Origin of the sequence: Bradyrhizobium sp. SYSU BS000235 (assembly GCF_049747295.1) — a bacterium.
Classification (GTDB): domain Bacteria; phylum Pseudomonadota; class Alphaproteobacteria; order Rhizobiales; family Xanthobacteraceae; genus Afipia.
The window spans coordinates 253,981-277,262 of sequence record NZ_JBMHJM010000001.1; the positions used below are offsets into that span (position 1 = coordinate 253,981).

Sequence of the window (23,282 nt, forward strand, 5' to 3'; positions counted from 1 at the left end):
AGCAACTAGTGTGGTGATTCAGAAGTTCGCTTCATTTTTCTCCGCGCGCCCTTCAGGCGAACTTCGGATTCGGGACACTAGCGTTGTTGACGCTCGCCGCAGGATCGTGACAAGTCCCTTCTAACGAGAGGGGTCGATGAGCGCAGTCAAACAACGAGTTGCGGCAATCTCGATCGCGGCCAGCGCCAGCATGGCCGCGGTCAAGTTCGCGGTTGGCGTGGCTATTGGCAGTATCGCGTTGATCTCCGAAGCGCTGCACAGCTCTGTCGATCTTGTCGCCACGATCATCACCTGGATCGTGGTCCGCATCTCGGACAAGCCTGCAGACGCCGAGCATCATTACGGCCACGGCAAAATTGAGAGCCTGTCGGCCCTGCTTGTCATCGCCATGCTTTACATCCTGGCGGGCGGCATCGTGGTCGAAGCGTTCGGGCGGCTGCGTGAAGGCGCTCCTCCGCCAACTCTGTCGGCATTGCCTTTCATCGTTCTGGTCATCGACATCGCGGTGAACTTCTGGCGCGCGCATGCCCTGCATCGCACCGCCATGGACACGAAAAGCCAGGCACTCGAAGCCGACGCCCTTCACTTCGCCTCGGACGTATTGGGATCGAGCGCGGTCATCATCGGCCTCGGCCTCTCCGCGTTCGGCTATGAATGGGGCGATTCGGCCGCAGCGATCGCCGTTGCTATCCTCATTTCGCTGCTGGGATTGAAACTCGGCCGCTCAACGATCGAAACCCTGCTCGACCGCGCCCCTGAGGGGGCGACCGAAGCCGCCGAGACTGCAATCCGGGCCATCCCCGGCGTGATTGACGTTGAGCGGCTGCGGGTTCGAATGGTCGGTGCCCGGCATTTTATCGACGCGACGGTGCAAGTGCCTCGCACCTACCCGATCGACCGCATCGACGCCATCAAGCACAAGGCCCAGGACGCGGTCACGCGTGCGCTCCACGATGCGGATTTGACATTCACTGCCGTCCCCGTCGCACGCGACAACGAAACTGTTCGCGAGCGAATCATGGTGATCGCCCGTAATTCGGGATTGGCCATCCACCACGTCACCGTTCACGACCTCGGCGAGAAGTTGACCGTGGGCATCGACCTGGAAATCGATGCCGATATGCCGCTCGATCGTGCACACAGCATCGCCCACGACCTTGAACATGCGATCCGGGAAGAGTTCGGCTCGGACGTCGAGGTCGACACGCATATCGAACCACTGCAGCCGGAATTGCCGCTCGGCACCGATACCGGACCTGAACGGGTTGACGCCATCCAGCAGACGCTTGCTCGTCTTGCCGCTGAAGGCGGAGCAATTCATGACGTACATAACGTGCGCGTGCGCAATACCGATGCCGGTGAGATCGTGAATTTTCACTGCCGTGCGGCGCCAACAATGACTGTCCTCGAAGTCCACGAACACGTCGATGCCATCGAGCGTGGACTGCGCCGCGCCTATCCATCGGTCAAGCGCGTCATCAGTCACGCCGAACCGGCACACTGATTGCGAAACGTTGCGCGGCCGATCGGGCACTGCGTTCTCGTTTCGGACTCACTTTGCGCGCGCCAAATCGTCCCAATCTTCTTTGGATAAGATTTATTTCGCTTTAAGGATTCGTTGACTCTCGACAGCACCGAAAAAGTGGATTCAAATCGACCTATGATTCGAGAGGTCGGGGAAAACCTCTCGGGCGGGGTGGCAGACAGAAAATTCAAGGGGCCGAAGGCATGGCGCGCTCGCACGCAGCGACGACGTGTGTCCAATCCGATTCCATCAAGGGAATGGCGCAATCGATTGCGAAACCGGCCTATCACCGGTGGCAGATCGCGGAGCCCGCGCTTCGACGCGCCGTTCCGATTCTCATCATCGCCTTTCTGATCACCATCTGCATTGGGGCTTACGTCCAAGTGATGGACCAACGCAGACAGCAACAGGTCGCAACGAGGCACGAACTGTTAGCACTGGCCGACCTGCTCGCCGACCGCCTCGACCACATGGTCTTCACACGGCAGGAGCGTGCTGCACCGGCCGACCGACTTCAGAGTGAGCTGCCGGACCTGCTGCCGCAATGGGGCCTCGTTGCTGGCCGCCATTTCATTATTACCAGTGCGGACCAGCGCACCGTGGCCCGCATGTCCAAAGAAGGCTTTGGCGACAGCGATCGGATCCGCGATATTCTCAAGGCGACGCAATTGCTGACGTTGCAGGGCACTCATTCGGAGGTCGTGGACGTTAATCTTCCTCATAGCGCGGCTGCTTTGGCGACACAGCGCGCCATCAAGTCCCTTCCCGGCTTCATCACGGTCATCCAGGAACCGGTCGAATCGCTGTGGCGCTCTGACGCCGCGCTTCAGATCACCCTGTCGGCAACCACCGGCTTCGTGGTGCTCATTCTCGGCTTTGCGTTCCACTGGCAATCGACGCGAGCTCGCGAAGGCGACCTGATTAACGATGCCGTCCGCGCACGAATCGACACAGCTCTCAACCGCGGCCGCTGCGGTCTGTGGGATTGGGACCTGTCACGCGGACGCATCTTCTGGTCGCAATCCATGTTCACGTTGCTGGGACTTGAAAGCCGCAGCGACCTCCTGACGTTCGGTGAAGTCAATGCGCTGGTCAAATCCGACGACATCGACCTGTTCGAGACCGCGAACCAGCTCGTGTCCGGCCAAATCGACCACATCGACCAGAGCTTCCGGATGCGTCATGCCAATGGCCACTGGATCTGGCTTCGGGTTCGCTGTGAGCTCAGCCAGGGCCAGGGCGACAGCGACTGCCACCTGATCGGTATCGCCGTCGACATTACCGAACAGAAGAACCTTGCGGAGAAGACCGTCGAGGCAGACTTGCGGCTGCGCGATGCCATCGAGACGGTCCCCGAGGCATTCGTCCTGTGGGACGCCGAAGATCGCCTGCTGCTCTGCAATTCGCATTTCAAGCGGCTACACAAGCTCCCGGATACCGCAGTGAAACAGGGCACGCCGTTTGAAACGGTCGCCCAGGCCGGCACCATGCCCTCAATGCGCTCGCGGATACCGAGTTCGGTTGAGCCCGGCGCGCGGACATTCGAGGCGCAACTCGAAGACGGCACCTGGCTGCATATTAGCGAGCGCCGCACCAAGGACGGCGGCTACGTTTCGGTCGGTACCGACATTACGCAGATCAAGCTTCATGAGCAGAAGCTGATCGACAACGATCTTCGCCTCACCGCCAACGTGATCGATCTCAAGCGCTCGCAGGCCGAGCTTGAACGACAGGCGCAGGAACTGGCCGATCTGGCACAGAAATATTCGGAAGAAAAAAATCGCGCCGAGGAAGCCAACCAGACCAAGTCGAAATTCCTGGCCAATATGAGCCATGAATTGCGCACCCCTCTCAACGCCATCATCGGCTTCTCGGAAGTGATGGGCAGCGGCATGTTCGGTGAGTTGGGCTCCGAAAAGTATCAGGAATATTGTCACGATATCCTGACCAGCGGAAACTACCTGCTTGAGGTCATTAACGACATCCTCGATATGTCGAAGATCGAGGCCGGCCGCATGAAGCTCGACTATGAGCACGTCGACCTCGCACAAACTCTCACAGAGTCATTGCGCGTGGTGTCAGGGCGCGCCGAGGTCAAGAAGCTTACGGTAACCGCGGATATTGAAGGCGCGCTTCCAATCGTCGCCGATCGTCGCGCAATGAAGCAGATTGCAGTGAATTTGCTGTCCAATGCCGTCAAGTTCACCCCGGACAACGGTCACGTGACGGTTCGCGGGCGTATCTGCGGAACGTGCGTCATCCTGACGATTGCCGATTCCGGCATCGGCATCGCTCCGCAATCCCTGACAAAGCTTGGACGCCCTTTCGAACAGGTCGAAAGCCAGCTGACCAAAAGTTACCATGGGTCCGGATTGGGCCTGGCAATCGCAAAATCGCTCGCCAGCCTGCACGGCGGCTCAATGAAGCTTCGTTCAAAACTCGGCAAGGGAACGATCGTGTGCGTCAAGCTGCCGTTGGGTGCCGTAAAGCACGAACCGCAGCTGATTCAACTTGCGTCCGTCAGCCCGCCGCTTCAACCAGCTTCAAGAAAACCTCGCGCACGGAAGTCTGGGTCTCTCGCACATGCGCCTCGAGCGCGGAAAAGTCCGGTGCATCACCAGCCCGCGTAAGCACGCGCAACAAGTCTTCCCCCGCCGTCTCCGGATTGAATTTCGCGCTCACACAGAGCCGAAGAATCTGTGTCAGATCGTGATAGAGCCGCGCTGCCCTGCGCAGCGTATCGGCATCGGACTGCGACAGAATGCCGAGAGTCGCAGCGTTAGCGAGAACCTGCACAGTGCTGACGTTGAGGATGTCGGGCTTATCGGCCGCATGTATCAACTGAAGATACTGCGCGATGAACTCGATATCGATCATGCCGCCGGCAGCATATTTCAAGTCCCAGATGTCGTTCTCGCCTTTTTCCTCGGCAATGGCGCGGCGCATCTCGAGCACGTCGTTGGCAATGATGCGGGTCTCGCGGCGGCGCGTTAACACCTCGCGGATCACCGCTTCTATCTTCGCCTTGAATTCAGGCGAAGAAGAAATCACGCGCGCGCGGGTCAGCGCCATATGCTCCCAGGTCCACGCTTCGTGCTGCTGATATTCGGCGAATGCATCGATGCGCGAAGCCAGCGGCCCGGCGCGCCCGGATGGCCGCAGCCGCATGTCGATCTCATACAGCACGCCGTAGTTCGTGCGCGTCGTGAACGCGCTGATCAAACGCTGAGTCAGCCGCGCAAAATACTGCGAGCCGTGCAGCGGCTTGGCACCGTTCGAATCCGGATTTTCATGATCGAAATCATAGATCAGGATCAGATCCAGATCGGAGGACGCCGTCATCTCGCGGCTGCCGAGCTTACCCATCGCAACGATGGCGGTTTCCTGCTCGGGAATTCGACCATGCTGCTCAGCGAACTGATCCATGACGAGGCCATGGACGGTGTGGGCAATTCCCTCGGCAACATCGGCGAAGGCAATGCCAGCTTCCCGCGCGGATACGGTGCCGGAAAGAATGCGCGTGCCGATCAGGAACAGGCTCTCCTGTCCGAACAGCCGCAAGCGGTCGAGAAATTCTTCGTAGGAGTTCGCGTCGGCCAATGTCGCAGCAAGGCGCGCCGAGAGTTCATTTTGATCGGGCATCGCTCCGAAGAAGCGCGGATCAATGAGCCCGTCCATGATTTGCGGCTGCCTCGCCAGCATGTCACTTAAACGCGGCGCAGCGCCAAGCACGAGCGCGACCAGCGCCACCAACTCCTTGTTCTGGCTCAGCAGCGAGATCAATCGTCCGCCGCGCTGCAGGGCTTGCAGGAAACGGTCGAACGCCAGCACCGCGTCGTCCGGCTCCTCGGCCCGCGACAGTCCGCGGATGAGTTCAGGGACGAACTCCTGAAAGGCTTGCCGGGTCGCGTCGACTTTGAACACGCGATATTCCCCGGCCACCCAACGCTGAACCGTCTCGGCCGCTAATCTGGGTTTCTTGAAGCCCAGATTGAGAAGATGGTCGATGAGCCGTTGGTCTTCGGGGCCTGCACCGTAGTTGATATCCGGCGCCGTTTCAGCGCTGGGATCCCCTTCAAACAACCTGCCATAGTGACTCTGCACGCAATTGAGGTGAGCCAGCAGATCTTTCGCAAAATCGTCGCGGCTGTTGTACCCGAAGAACCGGGCAAACCGCTCCACGGCCTCCGCATCGGCGGGCAGCGAATGCGTTTGTTCGTCAGCCAGCATCTGCAGGCGGTGCTCGACGCGGCGCAGGAAGGTATAGGCTGACGTCAGCTCATCGCGCGCCTCGCCCGTAATCCAGTTGCCTGCAGCGAGAACGTCCAAAGTGACCAGCGTCGGGCGCGTGCGTAGTTCGGGATGCCGTCCACCGGCGATCAGCTGTTGCGTTTGCGCGAAAAACTCGATCTCGCGAATGCCGCCGCGGCCCACTTTGACGTTGTGGTCTTCGACGGAAATTTCGCTCTGACCTCGATACGTCTGCATCTGACGCTTCATGTCGTGAATGTCTGTCAGTGCCGCGAAGTCGAGATGCTTGCGCCAGACGAAGGGCGCAATCTCCGTCAGCAAGTCGTTGCCCGCCTTGAGGTCACCCGCACAAGGCAATGCCTTGATCATGGCGGCGCGTTCCCAGGTCCGGCCTTCTCGCTCGTAGTAATGCAACGCTGCCGCCGTCGACACTGCGACCGGCGTGGATGCGGGATCCGGCCGCAGCCGCAGGTCGACGCGGAAGACATACCCATCGCCGGTGCGCTGCTGCAGCAGTCGCGGCAGGCCCTGCGCAACCTTGACAAAGAATGGCGTTGGATCGAGGCCTTCGGCCAGCACCGCCGTTTCGAGATCGTAAAACACGATCAGGTCGATATCGCTGGAGTAGTTCAGCTCTCCGGCCCCCATCTTGCCCATGGCAAGCACGATAAGGCCCGTTCCCTCTTCAGGATGGTCCGGGGTCGGCGGCAACAGGCGGCCGCGCGCGGCCTCCTGCATCAGCAGGAAGCGAATGGCGCACTGAACCGATGTGATGGCAATGTCCGTGAGCGCCTTGGTCACATGCATCACCGGCCACACCCCGCCGATGTCGCACAAGGCGATCATCAGTGCGGCCTCGGACTTCATCCGGCGCAGAGAGGACATGACGTCGGCTTCAGCCGACGCCGCAGCGACCTCCGCAACCGCATTGCCGATCAGAGCAGCGACATGACTGTCGGGATCGCACTGGAGCAGCCGCAGCGTCCGTGCGGCATCGAATCTGACCAGGTCGAACAGATAAGGTGACGCCTCGGCAATTCCCGCGAGGATCGACTTCGCATGAGGAAAGCGACCGACAATCTCTTCGAGCGCACGCGCATGCTCAGGCGCGATGTCGCCAAACCAATCCGCAAGACGCCGTTCGGCTTCTGCAGGGTCAGACAATTGGGGCCCGGTGACAAAACGCGCGGCCAAATACGGCCGATCCGCGTCGCCCGTCGCGGTCAATATCATACGCTCTTTTGTTCCACGCCCCGGCTCGGGATCACAAGCGTCACGCGTAGCCCCGGCTGGCTATCCGCGAGTCGCAGGTCGCCACCATGCAACGTCGCGACGGCCGAGGCCAGACTTAACCCAAGTCCCGATCCTGGCTGTGTCCGGCTGGCTTCAAGCCGGACGAAGCGCTCGACCGCCCGCGCGCGATCAGCTTCAGGAATCCCCGGACCATGATCTGTGACACTGAGATGAACGTTGTCACCCTCCCGCTGGGCTTCGATCAGGATATCAGGGGCTCTGTCAGCGGTATTCTTATCCGGCAAGTCGGATTCTGCAGCAACTGCAACAGGCTGGCCATATTTGATGGCATTTTCCACGAGATTGGCGAGAGCCTGGCTGATCAACTCACGATTGCCGTGGATCGATGCCGCCTCGGTTTTCACCTCGAGCGAAAGCCCTTTGTCTTCCGCGAGCGGCTCGTAGAGTTCCTGGATGCCCTGCGCCACCTCGGCGGCATCAAAATCGATCATGTTGTCGCGTGCCTGCCCGGATTCGGCGCGCGCAATCATCAGTAGCGCATTGAAGGTCCGGATCAGGCCATCGGACTCGTCGATCGTCCGTTCCAAAGCGGCGCGGTATTCAGTCTCATTGCCCGCCTTTGCCAACGCCTCCTCGGCACGATTCCGGAGCCGTGTCAGCGGCGTCTTGAGGTCATGGGCAATGTTGTCGGAAACCTCCTTGAGCCCGACCATCAGCGCCTCGATGCGCTCCAGCATGGCGTTGAGATTTTCGGCCAGACGATCCAGTTCGTCACCGCTCCGCCCGACAGGCAAGCGCTCGCTCAGATCGCCCGCCATAATGCGCTGGGTCGTGCCGGTCATGGCATCGATCCTGTGCAGCACGCGGCGCGCAACGAATACGCCGCCGCAGAGCCCAAGGACCACGACGATCAGCAACGACCATTGCGCCGCCTTCGCGACAATACCGAACAGCCTGCGCCGCTCTTCCAGATCTCGGCCAATCAGCAGACGAAATCCACCTGGCAGTTGCTCGACCCGGACCAGCGCATAGTGGCTCTTGGTGTCGGTTTCATCGAGCCGCGTATAGAAGGTTTCGGCCCAGCCCGGGTGATCCATGATTCCGGGTGCAAGTGAAGCAATGTTGCCGGCAACCCCCTGCCCTTGTGATGTTGTGATCAGATAAAGATTGGCGCCGGGGCGCAGCGCACGCGCCTCGATCGCCGACACGAGGCCTCGAAGCCCTGCGCGCGAATATTGATCAGTAAGTTCACTGAGTTCGGAGTTGACCGTCTCAGTAATCTGTTCGGTGATCATGCGGCGCGTGTTCCAGGCGAAATAGCCCAACAGCGACGCCGCGAATAATGCAAAAAGAAGCAAATAAACCAGCGTCAATCGAAACGCTGTCGTACGAATGAGTTTACCGAATGCCGTCACGTACCATGTATCCCGCACCACGAATGGTGTGCAGCAGCGGGCGATCGTAGCCCTTGTCGATTTTCGAGCGCAACCGCGAGATATGCACGTCGATCACGTTGGTCTGCGGATCAAAATGATAGTCCCAAACATTCTCGAGCAGCATGGTGCGCGTGACCACCTGCCCGGCATGTTTCATCAAATACTCCAGCAGCCGGAATTCGCGCGGCTGCAGCGTGATCTCGGCCGTGCCGCGCACCACGCGATGCGACAGCCGGTCCAGTTCGAGATCGCCAACGCGATAAGTGGTGTCCTCAGACGGCCCGCCCTTGCGGCGCGACAGCACTTCAACGCGCGCCAGCAGTTCGGCAAATGAATAAGGTTTCGGCAGGTAATCGTCGCCGCCGGCACGAAGGCCTTTGATACGATCGTCGACCTGTCCGAGTGCCGACAGAATAAGCGCAGGCGTATGATTGCCCTTGCCGCGCAGCGTGCCGATGATCGAAAGCCCGTCGCGCTTCGGCAGCATCCGGTCGATCACCAAAACATCGTAATCGCCGGTCTCGGCCAGCGCGAGGCCTTCCTCGCCGTCGCCAGCAAGGTCGGCGATATGCCCCACCTCGCGAAACGCTTTTACGAGGTAGTCGGCCGACTCGCGGTCGTCTTCAACGATGAGCAGTCGCATTTTTGATTCGGTCTGGGGCGAAAGAGCTGTGCTTGATGTCACCATGGCGCGATGCAAGTCCTCATGCAAGCCGCGGGGGCGGTCCGATGCTCCATAAAGGGAAAACGGGCGGCGAAGCTGGGGAGACTCCGCCGCCCGCCGCACGACCGACTGGAGTGCGATCGCGCGCTCTCTTTCGACGAAGGGGGGCGTATTCCGTCGAAAGTGGAAACGAGGGATGGGCTTTTGACCCATCCCCGGGAAGGAGCCGTCGGCGGGGGCGAAAAGTGCCGGCGACAACTCCCCATCTCATGCTCCGTGCCTGACGACACGGAGCAATCGGTTATCAGCCCTTGGACACCGGCAGCGCGACGAAGCGCGAGGAGTCACCCGAGCGAACACGAACCAGCACGCTGTTCTTGTTCTCGGCGCGTGCGGTGGTCACCGCCTCGCGGACCTCGCCCGGTGTGGCAACCAGCTTGCCGGCGACTTCAAGAATGACGTCGCCTTCCTTGAAGCCACGCTCGGCTGACGGGCTGTTCGGGTCGACATCGGTCACAACAACACCATCCTTGCCAGCGCCGGCGACACTGTTTGCCGGAGCCAGGGTCAGACCAAGGTGCGGGACCGTTGTCCCGCGTCCCGAACGACCACTGTCGTTCTGGTCCGTATCGGCCTTCGCCGTCTTCGCGTTCGGCAGCTCACCCAGCGTCATGCTGAGCGTCTTGTCCTGCCCCTTGTGGAGCACGGCGAGCTTGATCGTGGTGCCGGGTGCCATGCCGCCGATGGTGCGAGCAAGCTCGCGTGCATCCTTGACCGGCTGATCATTGACCCGCGTGATCACGTCACCGGATTCGATGCCAGCCTTCGCTGCCGGGCTACTGGCTTGCGGTTCGGCGACCAGTGCGCCTTCGGCCTTCTTCAGACCAAGGCTGTCGGCGATCTCGGGCGTCACCTGCTGGATCTGAACGCCGATCCAGCCGCGGCTGACCGAGCCCTTGTCCTGCAGCTGCTTGACGACGCTCTTCACCGTCGACGCCGGGATTGCGAAGGCAATGCCGACGCTGCCGCCGGACGGCGAGTAGATCGCAGTGTTCACACCCACGACGTCGCCCTCGGTATTGAAGGTCGGGCCACCCGAGTTGCCTTTGTTCACGGGCGCATCGATCTGGATAAAGTCATCGTACGGTCCGCTGCCGATGTCACGGCCGCGCGCCGAAACGATACCCGCCGTCACGGTGCCGCCGAGGCCGAACGGATTGCCGACCGCGAGCACCCAGTCACCAATACGAGGTTGGCCATCGGAAAGTTTCGCGAACGGGAAGTTGCTGATGCCGTCGACCTTAATGAGAGCAAGGTCAGTCCGCGAGTCCGTGCCAATCACCTTTGCGGTGTGAACCTTGCCATCGTCGGTGGTGACTTCAACCTTCTCCGCGCCATCAACCACGTGGTTGTTGGTCACCGCGTAGCCGTCAGCCGAGATGAAGAAGCCCGACCCCTGACCGGTCACCATCTGGCCACGTCCACGGCCGCCACGGCCGCCCGGGAATCCATCCGGACCACCGAAGCGACGGAAGAAGCGCTCCATCGGAGATCCGGGAGGGAATGGCGAGTCTTCGACGGCATTGTCCGGCGTTTTCTCGTTGATCTTCACGCGGACCGAGATGACGGACGGCTTCACGCGTTCGACGATATCCGCAAAGCCAATCGGCTGCTGAACCTGGCGGACATCCTTGTTGACCTGCGCATGCGCCGTGGTGGTCAGCACGTCGATTTTGTTCAACGTCGGGCCAAAGCCATACGCGGCAACGCCAAGACCAGCGACCACCGACGCCATCAGCGCGAACTTCCGCGCAGAAAACACCGAGCGACGTGGGGCGGAGTATGAAGGGAGGTTAGAAAGATCGGGGCGGTCGGACATAAATGCTCTCCAGGGCAAAACTCGTGGTGCGTTGTGCACCTCTCACCTGGAAGATGGACTTCGTGGCCTTACCGCGTACTGACGGGGGAATTAATGTTTTGTAATAAAAATAGCGCCCCGGAAAGCCCGTCAAACTCGTGTGGCGGTTCAGAATTCGCTTCATTTCCCGGCGCATCCCTTAAGCGAACCTCGAACCCGAACCGCACTAGAATCATAGGCTTATGAGTGCCCTTATGAATCCGAAGTTCGCTGTGAATGCGCTGCAGTATGAGGCGACTTCGGATTCAGGACACTGGCTTTTTCATTGAGTCTTCGTCGGCAATAAGCGTCTCGAGCCGCGCCTCTTCGTCCGGGGTGAGGTGGAATGTCGCACCACCCTCGCCGTCGCCCACGCGGGTGCGACGCCGGTTGTAGAACCACAAAGCCACGCCGCCTCCGATCAGGGCCAAAGGTGGAATCAACCACAGCACGATCGTGTGCCCTTCGAGGCGCGGTTTCAGCAGGACGAATTCACCGTAGCGCGACACGAGAAAATCCATGACCTGCGCATCGGTAGAACCAGCGGCGATGCGCTCGCGCACCAGCAATCGCAGGTCTCGTGCCAACGGCGCATCGGAATCATCGATCGATTGATTCTGACACACCATGCAGCGCAGTTCACGCGACAACGCCCGAGCCCGTGCTTCTTGCGCGGGATTCGCCATCACCTCGTCAGGCTGAACAGCGTGAACCACCGACGGAGCCAGCAACAGCATCGCCAACAAGACAGGGATGAAGCGTCTCATCGTGCCCCTACTCCGCTGGCTGCAAAGCGCGCGGCGCCTTCGCCGGCTTTGGCGCTCCAACACGGAGCCGCCGGTCGGACAATGAGAGAAATCCGCCGAACGCCATCAAGACCGGCCCGAACCAGATCAGCAACACCATCGGTTTATAATAGGCCCGAACGGCGATTGAGCCGTCGGTATGCTCATCCCCCAGCGACACGTAGAGCTGGCTCACGCCCCGCGTCAGAAGCGCAGCTTCGGTCGTCGACATGCCGCGCGTGGCAAAGTTGCGCTTTGACGGCGTCATCACCCCGATGGTCTTGCCGTCATAGGTGACCGTGAACCGCGAAACCTGCTCGCGGAAATTCGGCCCCTGCTGCTGGGTGATGCCGTCGAGCTTGACCTCGTACCCGCCGACCTGCGCAACATCCCCCGGCTTCATGGATGCGATGCGTTCACTGTTCCATGTGGTCTCGCAGACAACGCCAATAAGTGCGATGCCGAGACCGGCATGAGCAAAAGCGGCTCCCCATGCCGAACGTGGCAGTCCACGTGCGCGGTGCACCGCGGTCATGAAGGGCACGCGAAACAGTTGCGCGCGCTCGATGATGTCACTCATTGCTCCCGCAATGACGAAAACAGCAAGGCCGATCATTAACGGCGCAAACGCCCCGCCGCCACGTGTCCAGGCCCAGACCACCGCGATGGTCGCCAGCGCGACGATGCCGGCCGCTGTCAGCCGTTGCGTTGCGCCGAGGATATCGCCGCGCTTCCAGGCAAGAAGCGGTCCGAACGGCACAGCCAGCAACAACGGCAGGAACAGCGGCGCAAATGTCAGATTGAAGAACGGCGCACCGACGGAAATCTTGTCGCCGGTCAGGACCTCAAGCGCCAGAGGATACAGCGTTCCGATGAACACTGTCGCACAGGCGGTGGTCAGCAGCAGATTGTTCAGCACCAGCGCGCCCTCACGCGAGATCGGCGCGAACAATCCCCCCTGCTTCAGGGCCGACGCACGCCATGCGTAGAGACTGAGACTTCCACCAATAAACAGACAGAGGATCATCAGGATGAACACGCCGCGGGCCGGATCGCTGGCGAAGGTGTGAACGGAGGTGAGCACGCCGGAACGCACCAGGAAAGTCCCCAGCAACGACAGCGAGAATGTAAGAATCGAAAGCAGGATGGTCCAAACCTTCAGCGCGTCGCGCTTCTCCATCACGACGGCGGAGTGCAACAGTGCCGTCCCCGCAAGCCATGGCATCAGAGACGCATTTTCAACCGGATCCCAGAACCACCAGCCGCCCCAACCGAGCTCGTAATAAGCCCAGTATGAGCCCATCGCGATGCCGAGCGTCAGAAATATCCATGCCATCAGCGTCCATGGCCGCACCCATCGCGCCCATGCCGCATCGATCCGGCCTTCGATCAGCGCAGCCACCGCGAACGAGAACGAAATCGAGAACCCGACATAGCCGAGATAGAGCATCGGCGGATGCACAGCGAGACCAATATCCTGCAGGATCGGATTGAGATCACGTCCCTCGATTGGCGGATTGGCGATCCGCAGAAACGGATTCGATGTCAGCAGAATGAAAAGATAGAACGCCGTTCCGACCCATGCCTGCACGGCCAGAACATGGGCGCGCAGCGATAACGGCAGGTTATTGCCAAACGCCGCAACAAGGCCGCCGAACAGCGCAAGGATCAACACCCAGAGCAGCATGGAGCCTTCGTGATTGCCCCATACACCCGTGATTTTATAGATCAGCGGCTTCAGCGAATGCGAATTCTCATAGACATTCACCACCGAGAAGTCCGAGGTGACGTGAAGATATGTCAGCGCTGCAAATGACGCTGCCGTGAATATAAACTGCGTCAGTGCCGTAGAGCGTGCGACATTCATCAGCGCTGGATCTCCCAGACGCGCGCCGACGACCGGCACCACCGCCTGAATCAGCGCCAACGCCAGCGCCAGGACCAGCGCGTAGTGTCCCGCTTCCGCAATCATTTCGCGGCTCCCTGCACATCCGAGGTTTTCTTTTCGTAATTGTCTTTCCAGTGACCTTCCTTCTTGAGCTCGTCGGCCACGGCTTTGGGCATGTACGTTTCATCGTGCTTGGCGAGCACGGTATCGGCCTTGAACACGCCGCTTGCGTCGAGCGAACCCTCGGAGATCACACCCTGCCCTTCACGAAACAAGTCCGGCAGAATTCCCTGGAAGGCCACGGGCACGGTGGCCTTGCCGTCCGTCACCTGAAACTTCACCTTGAGATTCTCGCCGCGGACCAACGATCCGTTTTCGACGAGCCCGCCCAGCCGAAAACGCTGGCCCGGGGCGATGTGTTTTTCGGCGATGTGTCCGGGCGTCGTGAAAAACACAATGGAATCACGCAGCGCGTTGAGAACCAATGCCGCCGCAATCGCGAGCACCGCCAATGCCCCACCGATCAAAGTCAGTCGCCGTTGCTTACGCGTCATGCTCTCGTGTTCCGGTTCTAGCCATCCAGTCCAAGATTCTTCAGACCGTCGTTCAACTGCTGTAATCGTGCGGCATCCTTGCCCACAGCCTGCCGCGCCTCACCAAGTGCCGCCTGCGCCTTGTCGCGCTCGCCGAGGACGGTGTAGGCGCGCACAAGACGCAACCATCCGTTGACATCATCGCCGTTATCCTTCAGACGTGTGGCAAGACGCTCCACCATCCCGCGGATCATCGTATTGCGATCGCCTTCGCTCATGCTCTTCGCCGCGGCCATGTCCTCGCCGGACAGTTTGGGGGCGACGACACCGACACGCTGGAGCGAGCTTTGCACCAACGGCCGCCAGGGCGCATCAGCCGGGGCATCGGCGAGCATCGTGCGCCAGAGATTCGCGGCATCGGTGTTGCGGCCATCCTGTTCAGCCGCCAGACCGATGAAATAGCGGGCTTTGACTTCCTTGGGATCGAGCGCGACGGCGCGTTCGAATTCCGCCTTGGCGTCTGCCGTCACGATGCCGTTGGCGGCGCCCGCGATGGCCTCTCCAAGGTCAGCCCGGCGGGCTGCCGTATCGCCGTTATATGTGATCGAATTGCGGAAGGCGCGCACGGCATCGTCGTAACGGCCGAGCTTGACCAGCACCGGAGCGAGCACCTCCCAGCCGCGCCCGTCAGCCGGATTGGCTTCGAGGTGGGTCTCGACCTGCGCGACCAGCTTGTCCATGGATGCGGTGGCGATCGGCGCATGTGCCCGCTCCGCGAGCGGGAAATCGCCGAGCAACGGAGACCCAAGCCGGGCGTAAAGCAGGACTGCGACCAAGGGCACACCGACGAGCGCCACCACCGCAACGGCCCGACGAAACGGCATGCTAATGGATGTTGTGACGGCCTTTTCGCTATCGGACGCCGCAAGCAGACGGCGGCCAATTTCAACGCGGGCAGCCTCGGCCTCGACCGGCCCGATCAGGCCCGCCGCCGAATCGCGCTGGATTTCGGCGAGTTGATCCTTATAGACCAGCGTTTCGCGGCCCTCGCGCTCCGGCCTAGCCCCGCGCCCCAATGGCCACAGCACGGCAAAAACAGCTGCGGCAGTCATCAGCGCGAGCACAAACCAAAGCGTCATTCATCAGGGTTCCGGTGGCGGCGGCGTCCAGGGATTCAAATCGTGAATCCTTGGACATAGGTCGGGTTACACCATGACTAGCCGGGGTGTGCAATTGACATTTCCGGCACGGAATGACGCGGTTTCGCAGTGAAAACAACGCGCTTGGTGATGAAATGAAGCCGGAACGTGCAGTTCCACCGATTAAGCCGTGATCACCGCCCCGGATCAGCCGGCTTTCGCTTCCTTCTTCTCAACCGGCTTGACCATGTCGGCAGCCCTGCGCATCAGCGAGGCATAGTCCGGGCCGAACATAACGTCGCAGAACCGGATTGCCGCCTGCATCTGCATCAAACGGTAGGCCCGAATCTTGGGATCGGGCGCACGCAAGGATTCCATCAGCGTTTGAGTGGCCGTCTCAACGTATTGCTGCAGCTCCGAGTAGGAGCGCAGGCTCGCCTCGTTGATCGCAAGCTCGCCGGCATAGTTGCGGCAAATCGCGACAAAATCGATCAGCGCGGCGACCGCCTCAACATCGACGGGGTCGACCTTGCTGTTTGCAGTGACCTCCTTGTCCGGTCCCTGCCGCAGCAAGCGCCGCACTTTTCCCGGAACACTATCGATTTCAGAATGCAGCGAATTCGAGATTTCGGATCGGATCGCGGTCAACTGGCGGCCCCAACCCGAATCCGTGCGAATATCGAGTTCGGTGCGCAGACCACGCATGCCGTCGTGAAGCGCTTTGAGATGATTTGACAGGTCTTGGGAGTGACCACGCTTCAGATCCGAGCGCAGTGCCGTCACCAATTGCGCCATATCGTGGATTGCCATGGTGACCGTCACACCGAACGGCGTGCCGGCAACCCGAAGCTCGTCGTCTGACGCCGCAACCGAAATGCCGAGCCGGATAATCTGCCACGGGGCTGGGAGACGCGGCATGACCAGCGACAAAGCGAACGGCAATGTCTGGGGGGTCTGTAGCGCTGGAATGTTCATGGATCCCATAACCGATTTGATCTGGGATTCGGCAAATGTCCGCATCTGCCCCGGCAGTTTGGAATTCAGGGTGTCCAACGCGTCACGGACGCTGAGAACCGCCCCCACCGAGACGATATCCTCCGACACGCTCGTGGATCCGAAGCGGGCCATGGGCCGCTGGCGTGCACTGCTGTCTGAAGGTCCGGCTCCGGTCGCTTGCGCAATGGCCTCTGCAGCCGCCGCCTGCACTTCGCGAGTTGCCTGCTCGCGAGTATTCGAATCGCTCGGGCTTTTGCAGAAGTCTTCAAAGGCGCGCAGTTTGTCGGGGATGCCTTCGTTGCCCAGCCAAATCCAAATCGGTCCCAATGACGCGCGTCTGATCTGTCCAGGCCGAACGGAGGGGACACTGTCGACCAGAAACCGCTCAAGAGGACGAAACACCAGCCGCATCGGATCATCGGTGCGAGCGGTCAAATCCTCGCTGGGAGCGCGCACGATCTTGCGCAGTTCGGAAAGCACGAAATTCGCGATCGTAGGGTCGTCACCGCGCTCTATAGAACGCTCGAACTCCCGCATCAGCAGCGCCTGCGCGCCCGGCGGAAGTGCTCCGAGATACTCTTTCAACCGCTCAATCGACATAGGCTGACGCCCGCCACTTCACCTTCGCAGGGCGCCAACCGAGCCCCCTCCTCGGCAGTCTTAGCCGGACCGCCGTTAATATCGCGTTGAAGCGGCGAGACTTGAGGTCAGAAAGCCCCACGCGACTTCGCGGGAAAAGAACGCCTAACGCACTGATTTAGCGTTAAAAATCGTTTCGAACGTCAGATCCCCGGCAAAACCAGTTCTGCTCGAAGCCCCCCGATCGGAGCGGCCCCCAGTTGGAGGTTGCCGCCATAGAGCTGGGCGAGATCTGTCACAATCGATAGCCCAAGACCGGAGCCGGGCTTCGATTCATCCAGCCGTTGGCCGCGGCGTGCCACCTGGGCGCGTTCGGCGGGTGATAGTCCCGGACCGTCATCGTCCACGATGATGCGCAATGTGGGCTCGATCGCGCCCGAAGCCCGCTCCGCCAACACCTCAATCGTCACCCGGTGCTGTGCCCATTTACAGGCATTATCGACCAGATTACCGGCCATCTCCTCGAGGTCCTGACGCTCGCCTCGAAATTTGGTCCCGGCCGGAACCTCTGTGTCGATCTGCATATCCCGATCGCGATGGATCTTCTCCATTGTCCGGGCCAACGCTTCGACCACCGGGGCCACCTCTGTCACGGTCCCGATGGTCGTCGCGCGCGCAGCAATGCGCGCCCGCTCCAGATGGTGCGCCACCTGCTGGCGCATGATGTCGGTCTGTTCGAGAACCTTCGCCGCAAATGGCTCTCCCCGATGCACCGAGGCTTCGTTGACGATCACCGATAACGGCGTCTTGATAGCATGCGCAAGATTGCCGACATGGGTACGCGACCGCTCGACAATCGCACGATTGGCATCCAATAGCGCGTTGGTCTCGCGTGCGAGCGGCGCAATCTCGAGCGGAAATTTTCCTTCAAGCCGTTCTGCATTGCCCGAGCGAATGGCCGCGAGCGAATTTGAAATGCGCTTGAGCGGCGCAAGGCCGAACCGGACCTGAAAGATGGTGGTCAAGATGAGACCGATGCTCAGCGCCGCGAACGTCACGGCGAGATAAAGATCGAACGTCTGAGTCTCTTCATCAATCTCTGTGGCATCGCCCGCGACGGTTGCGAGATATTTTCCTTCGCTCCCGAGATCGACCGGCCGTTCCACCATGCGCAAGCGCTGGTTTTCCGGTCCATTCACATAGGCAAGACGCACGCCGGATTGATTGAGTTCAATACCCAAGTCCTCGAGCTTGGGAAGCGTTGCATCCCACAGTGAGCGCGATGCCCGCACTTCAGGCTTGTCGCCGTCGACGCGCGCCATGCGCCAGTACCATCCCGACAAGGGGAGCTCGAAGAGCGGTTCACCAAGCGATTGGACCGACCGATCCGATTTGTCGCTCTTGTCGGAAGGATCATCCGGCTGCGCCGCTTCGGCGATCAGGGTACGAAGGTAGAAATTGAGCCGGCGATCGAACGCACGCTCGACCGAGCGGTTGTAGAGCGATGATAGCGCGATGCCCGTAATGACAAGGATCAATACAACCCAGGCCGTAGCCGAGACGAACAGGCGTGTCGCAAGTGAATTAGCGCGCATTGGGTGTGGGTGGCGGCGTCAGCAGATATCCAAGACCTCGCACCGTCTGAATGATATCGACATCGAGCTTTTTCCGAATACGGCCAACGAAGACCTCGATCGTATTCGAGTCACGGTCGAAATCCTGGTCGTAGAGATGTTCGACCAATTCAGTGCGCGACACGACGCGCCCGGAATGATGCATGAGGTACGCCAAAAGCCGATACTCGTGCGATGTCATCTTGATCGGATTGCCGTCGACGCTGACGCGGTTGGTGCGGGTGTCCAACATGACCGGCCCACACGTCAGCTCGCTCTGGGCGTGACCGGTACTTCGGCGCAGCAGTGCGCGAATTCTTGCCAGCACCTCCTCGAGATGGAACGGCTTGGCGACATAATCATCGGCACCGGCATCGAACCCCTGCACCTTGTCGCTCCAGCGATCCCGCGCCGTCAAAATCAAAACGGGCATGGTGCGGTTGTTCCGCCGCCAGGCCTCCAACACGGAGATGCCGTCCATCTTGGGCAAACCGATATCGAGCACAACCGCGTCATAAGGCTCGCTATCCCCGAGGAAGTGTCCCTCCTCGCCATCGAATGCGCGGTCAACGACATATCCTGCATCCGACAAGGCCGTCGTCAGTTGGCGGTTCAAATCAGGATCGTCTTCGACAACGAGAAGGCGCAAGGGAATCTCCGCAGTTGGCAGGCCCGCTTATGGCAAGCTGTTACCTATAACATGAACGGCTTGGCCGTGAACGGCGGATGAACAACGCGGTTGCGGCTATAAACTTTTTCCATCCGTGTGAGATCCCACGCCGAGTGGCCGGCCCGCTCTACCCCCTATTTTCAGATCCCGAAGAGCGTGGTGCCACACCCCCCATTCAGATATACGTCCCTCGCCTTCGGTGAGCGGCTTTTGGGTTTCCCGGTGCTCACAAGAGGAAGTTAAGCCACCCTCCCGGTGGCCGACACGGAATTGGAAAGTTCAAGACGTGCTTCGCTTCTCCACCGCCATCGCCGCAACTCTCGCCTTGGCTTATCCCTCGTTTGCCATGACCGGCAGTGCATCGACGCCAAGTGCGGACATCAGCCGCGCCATCGTCACCGTCATCGGCTCGCGCGGCAATGTCTGCACCGGTTCATTGATTGCACCGCACATCGTCCTGACAGCTGGCCACTGCATCACACCAAACACGTCATATCGTATCATCGACAATACAACGCAGCCGCCACGCCTGATCACCGTCAGCAAGGTCGCGACACATCCCCAGTTCAATATGCAGACGATGCTCGCGCATCGCGCCACCGCGGACGTTGCACTCCTGCTGCTGCCCGCATCGGTGCCCAAAAAGGAAGCCGCTCAACTCGGTGTCCCACGCGCGCCAATCGCTCCCGGCTCTCGCTTCACCGTGGCCGGCATCGGCGTGACGGCGGCCGGCAGCGATGCCGGGATCGGCACCGTCCGGAAGGCAGCCCTCGCCGTGACAGGACATCCCGGGACTTTGCAGATCCGCCTGGTCGACCCCGTCACCGATAACAAACGCGCCGGCATGGGTGCCTGCACCGGTGATTCCGGCGCACCGGTGTTTGAGGATCAGGACGGACGAACGATGATCGTCGGGGTGGTGAGCTGGTCGACCGGACCGGGTAATGCGGATGGTTGCGGGGGTCTTACCGGTGTAACGCCGTTGACGCTCTACAAGGACTGGATTGTGAAGACCGCGCGGAGTTGGGGCGCTGCGCCACTCGACTAAGCGCGAGCGTATCCGGTATTCCGGTTACGTCTCAAGATCCTCGCCTGCATGCATCACGTCCGGAAAAATACGAACCAGACGATCGCAAGCACGAATACAGCGGCGATGGTGCTGACAGTGAGCAGGGCCAGGACCGACGGCCCTCGTTCGCCCTGCCTCGCCTCTGTCGGCGTTTCGACTACGCGATGATGTTCTTCGACGCGTTCTACCTTTGCCATCACGCCCTCATTGTTTCTCCGGATGTTTCAAAGGCAACGCTCCGTGCGCGGCGAATGTTCCGAACCGCTCGGCGACAGACCGCCTCAGGGGCCCTAACATCACGCACTCCTAGTGCCGTGTTCTTGACCGCTCAGCTTGCCGCAACAGTTCAAGCGGCAGCCAAGGCTTCGGCATGAACAAGGTGTTTTCGGGAATGCGATCGACACCTTGCCCTGAGGTGATGATCACATCGATGTCGGGAAAGCGGCGCTTTGCAAGTTCAGCCAATTCCACGCCGGACATCTTCCCTGCGAGTTCGACGTCCGTGAACATCACCGTCAAATCGCGCCCCGCTTTTTCCAGCACCACGGCTGCAGCTTCCGCGCTCTCACATTGAATGACGTTCATTTCGCTTTCTTCGAAAATCAGACTTACGAGTTCCCGTTGGAGTTCATCATCTTCAACAACCAATGCGGTGTGCTTGAGAGCGCGTCCCATGGTCACCTCCCTGTGATGTTGGAAGGCAATGCATCAGCCCCGATGAAGTTCAAAAAAAGCGAACGCATGCGGTTTTTGCATTGAAGCCACACGTTGCGGCGCGTGTCCTCAGCGGAACTGGAACTTGCAAACCCGCGTTGGCATCTCGGAAAATGAGGTGGCCATGAGAGAAATTGTCGAGCGAGTCGCAAACGCAATTTCGCGGAAGCATGTTGAGATGGCCTCTGGGACCGGGCGAAACATGCAGGATGAAATTTCCGATTTCGTCGCAGATTTGCTTTCGAAGCGTGCGGGCCAGCTCGCCAAATTCGGCTGGCGTACAGAGTCGGAGACCGAGAAATTTAATTGAATTCTGTCAACGAGAGTGAGCTGATCTCCTGCAGGCGGGACGGAACCAGCCCGACGGATCCCCTCTAACGATGTGGAGATGCGACACATGACGCCACAAGAGAGTGTTCTGGATGCGGTTCTGAGAGCGCAAGGCGTTTTGGCCGATTACATCGAACCCGGCCCGCATGACTGCGAGAAAACCATCAATCGGCTGTTCGATATTTTTGACGACGAGAAGCTTATGACCGCCGTCAACAAACTCAATCTGGACTTGGCTCAACTCCAGATGAAAAGCGATACCGGCGAACGCCAGCCCTCCAATACCACGGCCATCGATGGTCTCGTTGATGAGATCGATTAAATCATTCCACCGTGGATGCCGGACGCGATCGACCTAACAGTGCTGGGATCAGCTGGCGAGAAGCTCGAGACCGAGCGCGCGGTCCACCGCTTCCAGGAGCATCTCCGTCCCTTCAAGAGCGGCTTCAGTTTGCTCGGCAACAAAATCACTGCAGGGTTGGGAGAGGATGCCGTTAAGGCGATCAAGGTCGGCAAGAAGCCTCGCCTTGGTCTGCAAAAGAGACGTCCGATTATCGTTCATGGAAATCACTCAACACAAACTCAAATGATACATTAATTTATCGAATGCTCACTGATCGCTCAATATGCATTCTCTGGCAATAACTTAGATGTGAAAGATATTGTTAATGATTGGCAAGAGGATTTTTACCGCGGCTCGATTCGTTCTTTGCGAACAAAATGGAATCATTCCATGAACCAAAGGAGCTAGCCTTGCAGCAGTGAGAAACTAGCTGACGTCGGCCGACATCCACGTCTCAAAACTGTAATCGAAGTAGCGCGAGAACCGCTTGCCGTCCCATTCGTATTGCAGGTGACGCTCCTGCATCGGGATGCCGACGACGTCGGGCCAGAATGCGGCAACACAAGTGCCCTCATCGTCCCGCACGCTCGGATAGACGAGCCCATTGCTGCCCGCTTCGCGCAATTCGAATGCAAAAGGCCGGCTGTAAGAATAAGAGGCGGGGTCCAAGAGACGCTTCTGCGTCGCCTCCTCGAGCGACGCGACATCATGCAAATCTCTGTCGATCGTTCCTAACAGGACGCGCATGTCCTCGCGGCGCGGCGGATCCTGAGCATCAGCTGCGAACCGTGCAAAGTGATAGCCGGTCTCAAGGATGGCTGTCCGCAAGGTGCTCGCGGCGTAGTAAACGCCATAGTTTCCGTCCGAAAAACGGGAGCCCTGCCGGTTGACGTGGGTAAACGGCGCCATCACCCAGGATGCTCCGGAGCCCGCGACCCTGCGTTCGGCCGGCACCAAAACGATCTCGCCGGCTTCATCGCGCACGCGCGGATTTGTCGCCTGCTCAAGCTCAATCAACACGTCCCACACTGCGGGATTGTCTGACACGCGCTCAAACAAGGCGATCGGCGGATAGCGCGACGCGATGATCCGCCAGGCCTGCGGCCAGCGGACATGCGAGATCTTTGTGTCACGAACTGATGTCACGACCACGGGGCGCGGGCCGCATCGACATAGGCCCTGACCGCGGCAAGATCGGTGACGTCGCCTGCCACCATGCGCGCGAGCGGTGTCTGTCCACCGAAGGCTTTGTTCGGACGGGTGACCCAGGTGTCGGCAAGACCCGCATCCGAGTAAACGATCTGCAGCGCTTTCCAGATACCCGCGACATAGCCAATCCGGCGCAACGTATCTTCCGGCACGCGCGCAGCCTTGCCGCTCTTCCATTGAAAGAACGTGCGTTCGGCCGGATTGCCCAGAATACGGCGCGCATCGCTGTTGCCGATATTCCAGCGCGCCATGATCTGAAAGAAGCCTTCCAACGCGAGGCCTTGGCGATCGGCGGGTACGAAATCCGGAGCCCTCTGCGAAACTGCAGCCATTTGGCCATCTCCTGCGGTACTGCAGAAGATATGGGGCGTCGCACCGCGACGTCAA

General features: G+C 60.0%; 20 protein-coding genes. 4 read left to right on the forward strand and 16 right to left on the reverse strand.

From position 1 onward, the window contains the following. The first annotated feature begins 136 nt into the window (after positions 1–136). Together ACP0KA_RS01150 and ACP0KA_RS01155 are read left to right on the forward strand one after the other, a co-directional pair. Positions 137–1,504: a cation diffusion facilitator family transporter gene (locus tag ACP0KA_RS01150; protein ID WP_424627003.1), complete on the forward strand. Its 1,368-nt coding sequence runs from the start codon at positions 137–139 to the stop codon at positions 1,502–1,504. Positions 1,505–1,728: 224 nt separating this feature from the next. Beyond that, positions 1,729–4,155, forward strand: coding sequence for a PAS domain-containing sensor histidine kinase (locus tag ACP0KA_RS01155; RefSeq protein WP_424627004.1), 2,427 nt, complete (start codon positions 1,729–1,731; stop codon positions 4,153–4,155). On the opposite strand, the gene ACP0KA_RS01160 is transcribed toward ACP0KA_RS01155, so the two are convergent. The 11 genes from ACP0KA_RS01160 to ACP0KA_RS01210 form a co-directional block, all read right to left on the reverse strand. Next, the gene (locus ACP0KA_RS01160; protein ID WP_424627005.1) at positions 4,046–7,009 is read right to left on the reverse strand and encodes a bifunctional [glutamine synthetase] adenylyltransferase/[glutamine synthetase]-adenylyl-L-tyrosine phosphorylase; all 2,964 of its coding nucleotides are present in this window, start codon (positions 7,007–7,009) and stop codon (positions 4,046–4,048) included. The genes ACP0KA_RS01155 and ACP0KA_RS01160 overlap by 110 nt on opposite strands. Next, entirely contained in the window at positions 7,006–8,445 is a 1,440-nt protein-coding gene (locus ACP0KA_RS01165; protein WP_424627006.1) for an ATP-binding protein, read from the reverse strand. Before ACP0KA_RS01165 ends, ACP0KA_RS01160 begins: the two co-directional genes overlap by 4 nt. After that, a complete protein-coding gene (locus ACP0KA_RS01170) occupies positions 8,429–9,154 on the reverse strand; it encodes a response regulator transcription factor (RefSeq protein WP_424627007.1) in 726 nt (241 codons plus the stop codon). Before ACP0KA_RS01170 ends, ACP0KA_RS01165 begins: the two co-directional genes overlap by 17 nt. A 280-nt stretch (positions 9,155–9,434) precedes the next feature. Next, the gene (locus tag ACP0KA_RS01175; RefSeq protein WP_424627008.1) at positions 9,435–11,009 is read right to left on the reverse strand and encodes a Do family serine endopeptidase; all 1,575 of its coding nucleotides are present in this window, start codon (positions 11,007–11,009) and stop codon (positions 9,435–9,437) included. A 284-nt stretch (positions 11,010–11,293) separates the two neighbouring features. Further along, positions 11,294–11,794, reverse strand: coding sequence for a cytochrome c-type biogenesis protein (locus tag ACP0KA_RS01180; protein ID WP_424627009.1), 501 nt, complete (start codon positions 11,792–11,794; stop codon positions 11,294–11,296). Positions 11,795–11,801: 7 nt separating this feature from the next. Beyond that, positions 11,802–13,784: a heme lyase CcmF/NrfE family subunit gene (locus tag ACP0KA_RS01185; protein WP_424627010.1), complete on the reverse strand. Its 1,983-nt coding sequence runs from the start codon at positions 13,782–13,784 to the stop codon at positions 11,802–11,804. After that, on the reverse strand, positions 13,781–14,254 hold the full coding sequence (gene ccmE / locus ACP0KA_RS01190) for a cytochrome c maturation protein CcmE (protein WP_424627011.1): 474 nt from the start codon (positions 14,252–14,254) through the stop codon (positions 13,781–13,783). Before ccmE ends, ACP0KA_RS01185 begins: the two co-directional genes overlap by 4 nt. A 17-nt stretch (positions 14,255–14,271) precedes the next feature. Further along, positions 14,272–15,372, reverse strand: coding sequence for a c-type cytochrome biogenesis protein CcmI (ccmI, locus tag ACP0KA_RS01195; protein WP_424627012.1), 1,101 nt, complete (start codon positions 15,370–15,372; stop codon positions 14,272–14,274). 207 nt (positions 15,373–15,579) lie between these two features. Then, positions 15,580–16,968 (reverse strand): hypothetical protein, encoded by a 1,389-nt coding sequence (locus ACP0KA_RS01200; RefSeq protein WP_424627013.1) that lies wholly within the window; start codon positions 16,966–16,968, stop codon positions 15,580–15,582. 182 nt (positions 16,969–17,150) lie between these two features. Next, on the reverse strand, positions 17,151–18,542 hold the full coding sequence (locus ACP0KA_RS01205) for a sensor histidine kinase (protein WP_424627014.1): 1,392 nt from the start codon (positions 18,540–18,542) through the stop codon (positions 17,151–17,153). After that, the gene (locus tag ACP0KA_RS01210) at positions 18,532–19,209 is read right to left on the reverse strand and encodes a response regulator transcription factor (RefSeq protein WP_424627015.1); all 678 of its coding nucleotides are present in this window, start codon (positions 19,207–19,209) and stop codon (positions 18,532–18,534) included. The genes ACP0KA_RS01205 and ACP0KA_RS01210 overlap by 11 nt, the downstream gene beginning before the upstream one ends. A gap of 367 nt (positions 19,210–19,576) precedes the next feature. On the opposite strand from ACP0KA_RS01210, the gene ACP0KA_RS01215 reads away from it, so the two are divergent. Then, positions 19,577–20,278, forward strand: a complete 702-nt coding sequence (locus ACP0KA_RS01215; protein WP_424631459.1) for a S1 family peptidase — start codon at positions 19,577–19,579, stop codon at positions 20,276–20,278. A gap of 53 nt (positions 20,279–20,331) precedes the next feature. Here ACP0KA_RS01215 and ACP0KA_RS01220 read toward each other — a convergent pair whose 3' ends face one another. Then, positions 20,332–20,496 carry a hypothetical protein gene (locus ACP0KA_RS01220; RefSeq protein ID WP_424627016.1) on the reverse strand — a complete coding sequence of 55 codons (165 nt, stop codon included), beginning with the start codon at positions 20,494–20,496 and terminating at the stop codon, positions 20,332–20,334. Between the two features lie 109 nt (positions 20,497–20,605). Continuing rightward, positions 20,606–20,974 (reverse strand): response regulator, encoded by a 369-nt coding sequence (locus ACP0KA_RS01225; RefSeq protein WP_424627017.1) that lies wholly within the window; start codon positions 20,972–20,974, stop codon positions 20,606–20,608. Positions 20,975–21,410: 436 nt separating this feature from the next. Between ACP0KA_RS01225 and ACP0KA_RS01230 the strand changes: the two genes are divergently transcribed. Continuing rightward, the gene (locus tag ACP0KA_RS01230; RefSeq protein ID WP_424627018.1) at positions 21,411–21,665 is read left to right on the forward strand and encodes a hypothetical protein; all 255 of its coding nucleotides are present in this window, start codon (positions 21,411–21,413) and stop codon (positions 21,663–21,665) included. A gap of 48 nt (positions 21,666–21,713) precedes the next feature. Here the strand turns inward: ACP0KA_RS01230 and ACP0KA_RS01235 are convergent, their stop codons facing one another. The 3 genes from ACP0KA_RS01235 to ACP0KA_RS01245 all read right to left on the reverse strand — a co-directional run bounded on the left by ACP0KA_RS01235 (position 21,714) and on the right by ACP0KA_RS01245 (position 23,227). Continuing rightward, complete coding sequence (locus tag ACP0KA_RS01235) at positions 21,714–21,905, reverse strand: hypothetical protein (protein WP_424627019.1); 192 nt, start codon at positions 21,903–21,905, stop codon at positions 21,714–21,716. Positions 21,906–22,112: 207 nt separating this feature from the next. Further along, complete coding sequence (locus ACP0KA_RS01240) at positions 22,113–22,832, reverse strand: RES family NAD+ phosphorylase (RefSeq protein WP_424627020.1); 720 nt, start codon at positions 22,830–22,832, stop codon at positions 22,113–22,115. After that, on the reverse strand, positions 22,829–23,227 hold the full coding sequence (locus tag ACP0KA_RS01245; protein WP_424627021.1) for an MbcA/ParS/Xre antitoxin family protein: 399 nt from the start codon (positions 23,225–23,227) through the stop codon (positions 22,829–22,831). Before ACP0KA_RS01245 ends, ACP0KA_RS01240 begins: the two co-directional genes overlap by 4 nt. Between the last annotated feature and the right edge of the window lie 55 nt (positions 23,228–23,282).

What these genes read in the sequence shown, in the direction of transcription:
- ACP0KA_RS01150 (WP_424627003.1), top strand. Translation starts at nt 137, where the DNA reads ATGAGCGCAGTCAAACAACGAGTTGCGGCAATCTCGATCGCGGCCAGC.
- ACP0KA_RS01155 (WP_424627004.1), top strand. Translation starts at nt 1,729, where the DNA reads ATGGCGCGCTCGCACGCAGCGACGACGTGTGTCCAATCCGATTCCATC.
- ACP0KA_RS01160 (WP_424627005.1), bottom strand. Translation starts at nt 7,009, where the DNA reads ATGATATTGACCGCGACGGGCGACGCGGATCGGCCGTATTTGGCCGCG.
- ACP0KA_RS01170 (WP_424627007.1), bottom strand. Translation starts at nt 9,154, where the DNA reads ATGGTGACATCAAGCACAGCTCTTTCGCCCCAGACCGAATCAAAAATG.
- ACP0KA_RS01175 (WP_424627008.1), bottom strand. Translation starts at nt 11,009, where the DNA reads ATGTCCGACCGCCCCGATCTTTCTAACCTCCCTTCATACTCCGCCCCA.
- ACP0KA_RS01180 (WP_424627009.1), bottom strand. Translation starts at nt 11,794, where the DNA reads ATGAGACGCTTCATCCCTGTCTTGTTGGCGATGCTGTTGCTGGCTCCG.
- ACP0KA_RS01185 (WP_424627010.1), bottom strand. Translation starts at nt 13,784, where the DNA reads ATGATTGCGGAAGCGGGACACTACGCGCTGGTCCTGGCGCTGGCGTTG.
- ccmE (WP_424627011.1), bottom strand. Translation starts at nt 14,254, where the DNA reads ATGACGCGTAAGCAACGGCGACTGACTTTGATCGGTGGGGCATTGGCG.
- ccmI (WP_424627012.1), bottom strand. Translation starts at nt 15,372, where the DNA reads ATGACGCTTTGGTTTGTGCTCGCGCTGATGACTGCCGCAGCTGTTTTT.
- ACP0KA_RS01200 (WP_424627013.1), bottom strand. Translation starts at nt 16,968, where the DNA reads ATGTCGATTGAGCGGTTGAAAGAGTATCTCGGAGCACTTCCGCCGGGC.
- ACP0KA_RS01205 (WP_424627014.1), bottom strand. Translation starts at nt 18,542, where the DNA reads ATGCGCGCTAATTCACTTGCGACACGCCTGTTCGTCTCGGCTACGGCC.
- ACP0KA_RS01215 (WP_424631459.1), top strand. Translation starts at nt 19,577, where the DNA reads ATGACCGGCAGTGCATCGACGCCAAGTGCGGACATCAGCCGCGCCATC.
- ACP0KA_RS01220 (WP_424627016.1), bottom strand. Translation starts at nt 20,496, where the DNA reads ATGGCAAAGGTAGAACGCGTCGAAGAACATCATCGCGTAGTCGAAACG.
- ACP0KA_RS01225 (WP_424627017.1), bottom strand. Translation starts at nt 20,974, where the DNA reads ATGGGACGCGCTCTCAAGCACACCGCATTGGTTGTTGAAGATGATGAA.
- ACP0KA_RS01230 (WP_424627018.1), top strand. Translation starts at nt 21,411, where the DNA reads ATGACGCCACAAGAGAGTGTTCTGGATGCGGTTCTGAGAGCGCAAGGC.
- ACP0KA_RS01235 (WP_424627019.1), bottom strand. Translation starts at nt 21,905, where the DNA reads ATGAACGATAATCGGACGTCTCTTTTGCAGACCAAGGCGAGGCTTCTT.
- ACP0KA_RS01245 (WP_424627021.1), bottom strand. Translation starts at nt 23,227, where the DNA reads ATGGCTGCAGTTTCGCAGAGGGCTCCGGATTTCGTACCCGCCGATCGC.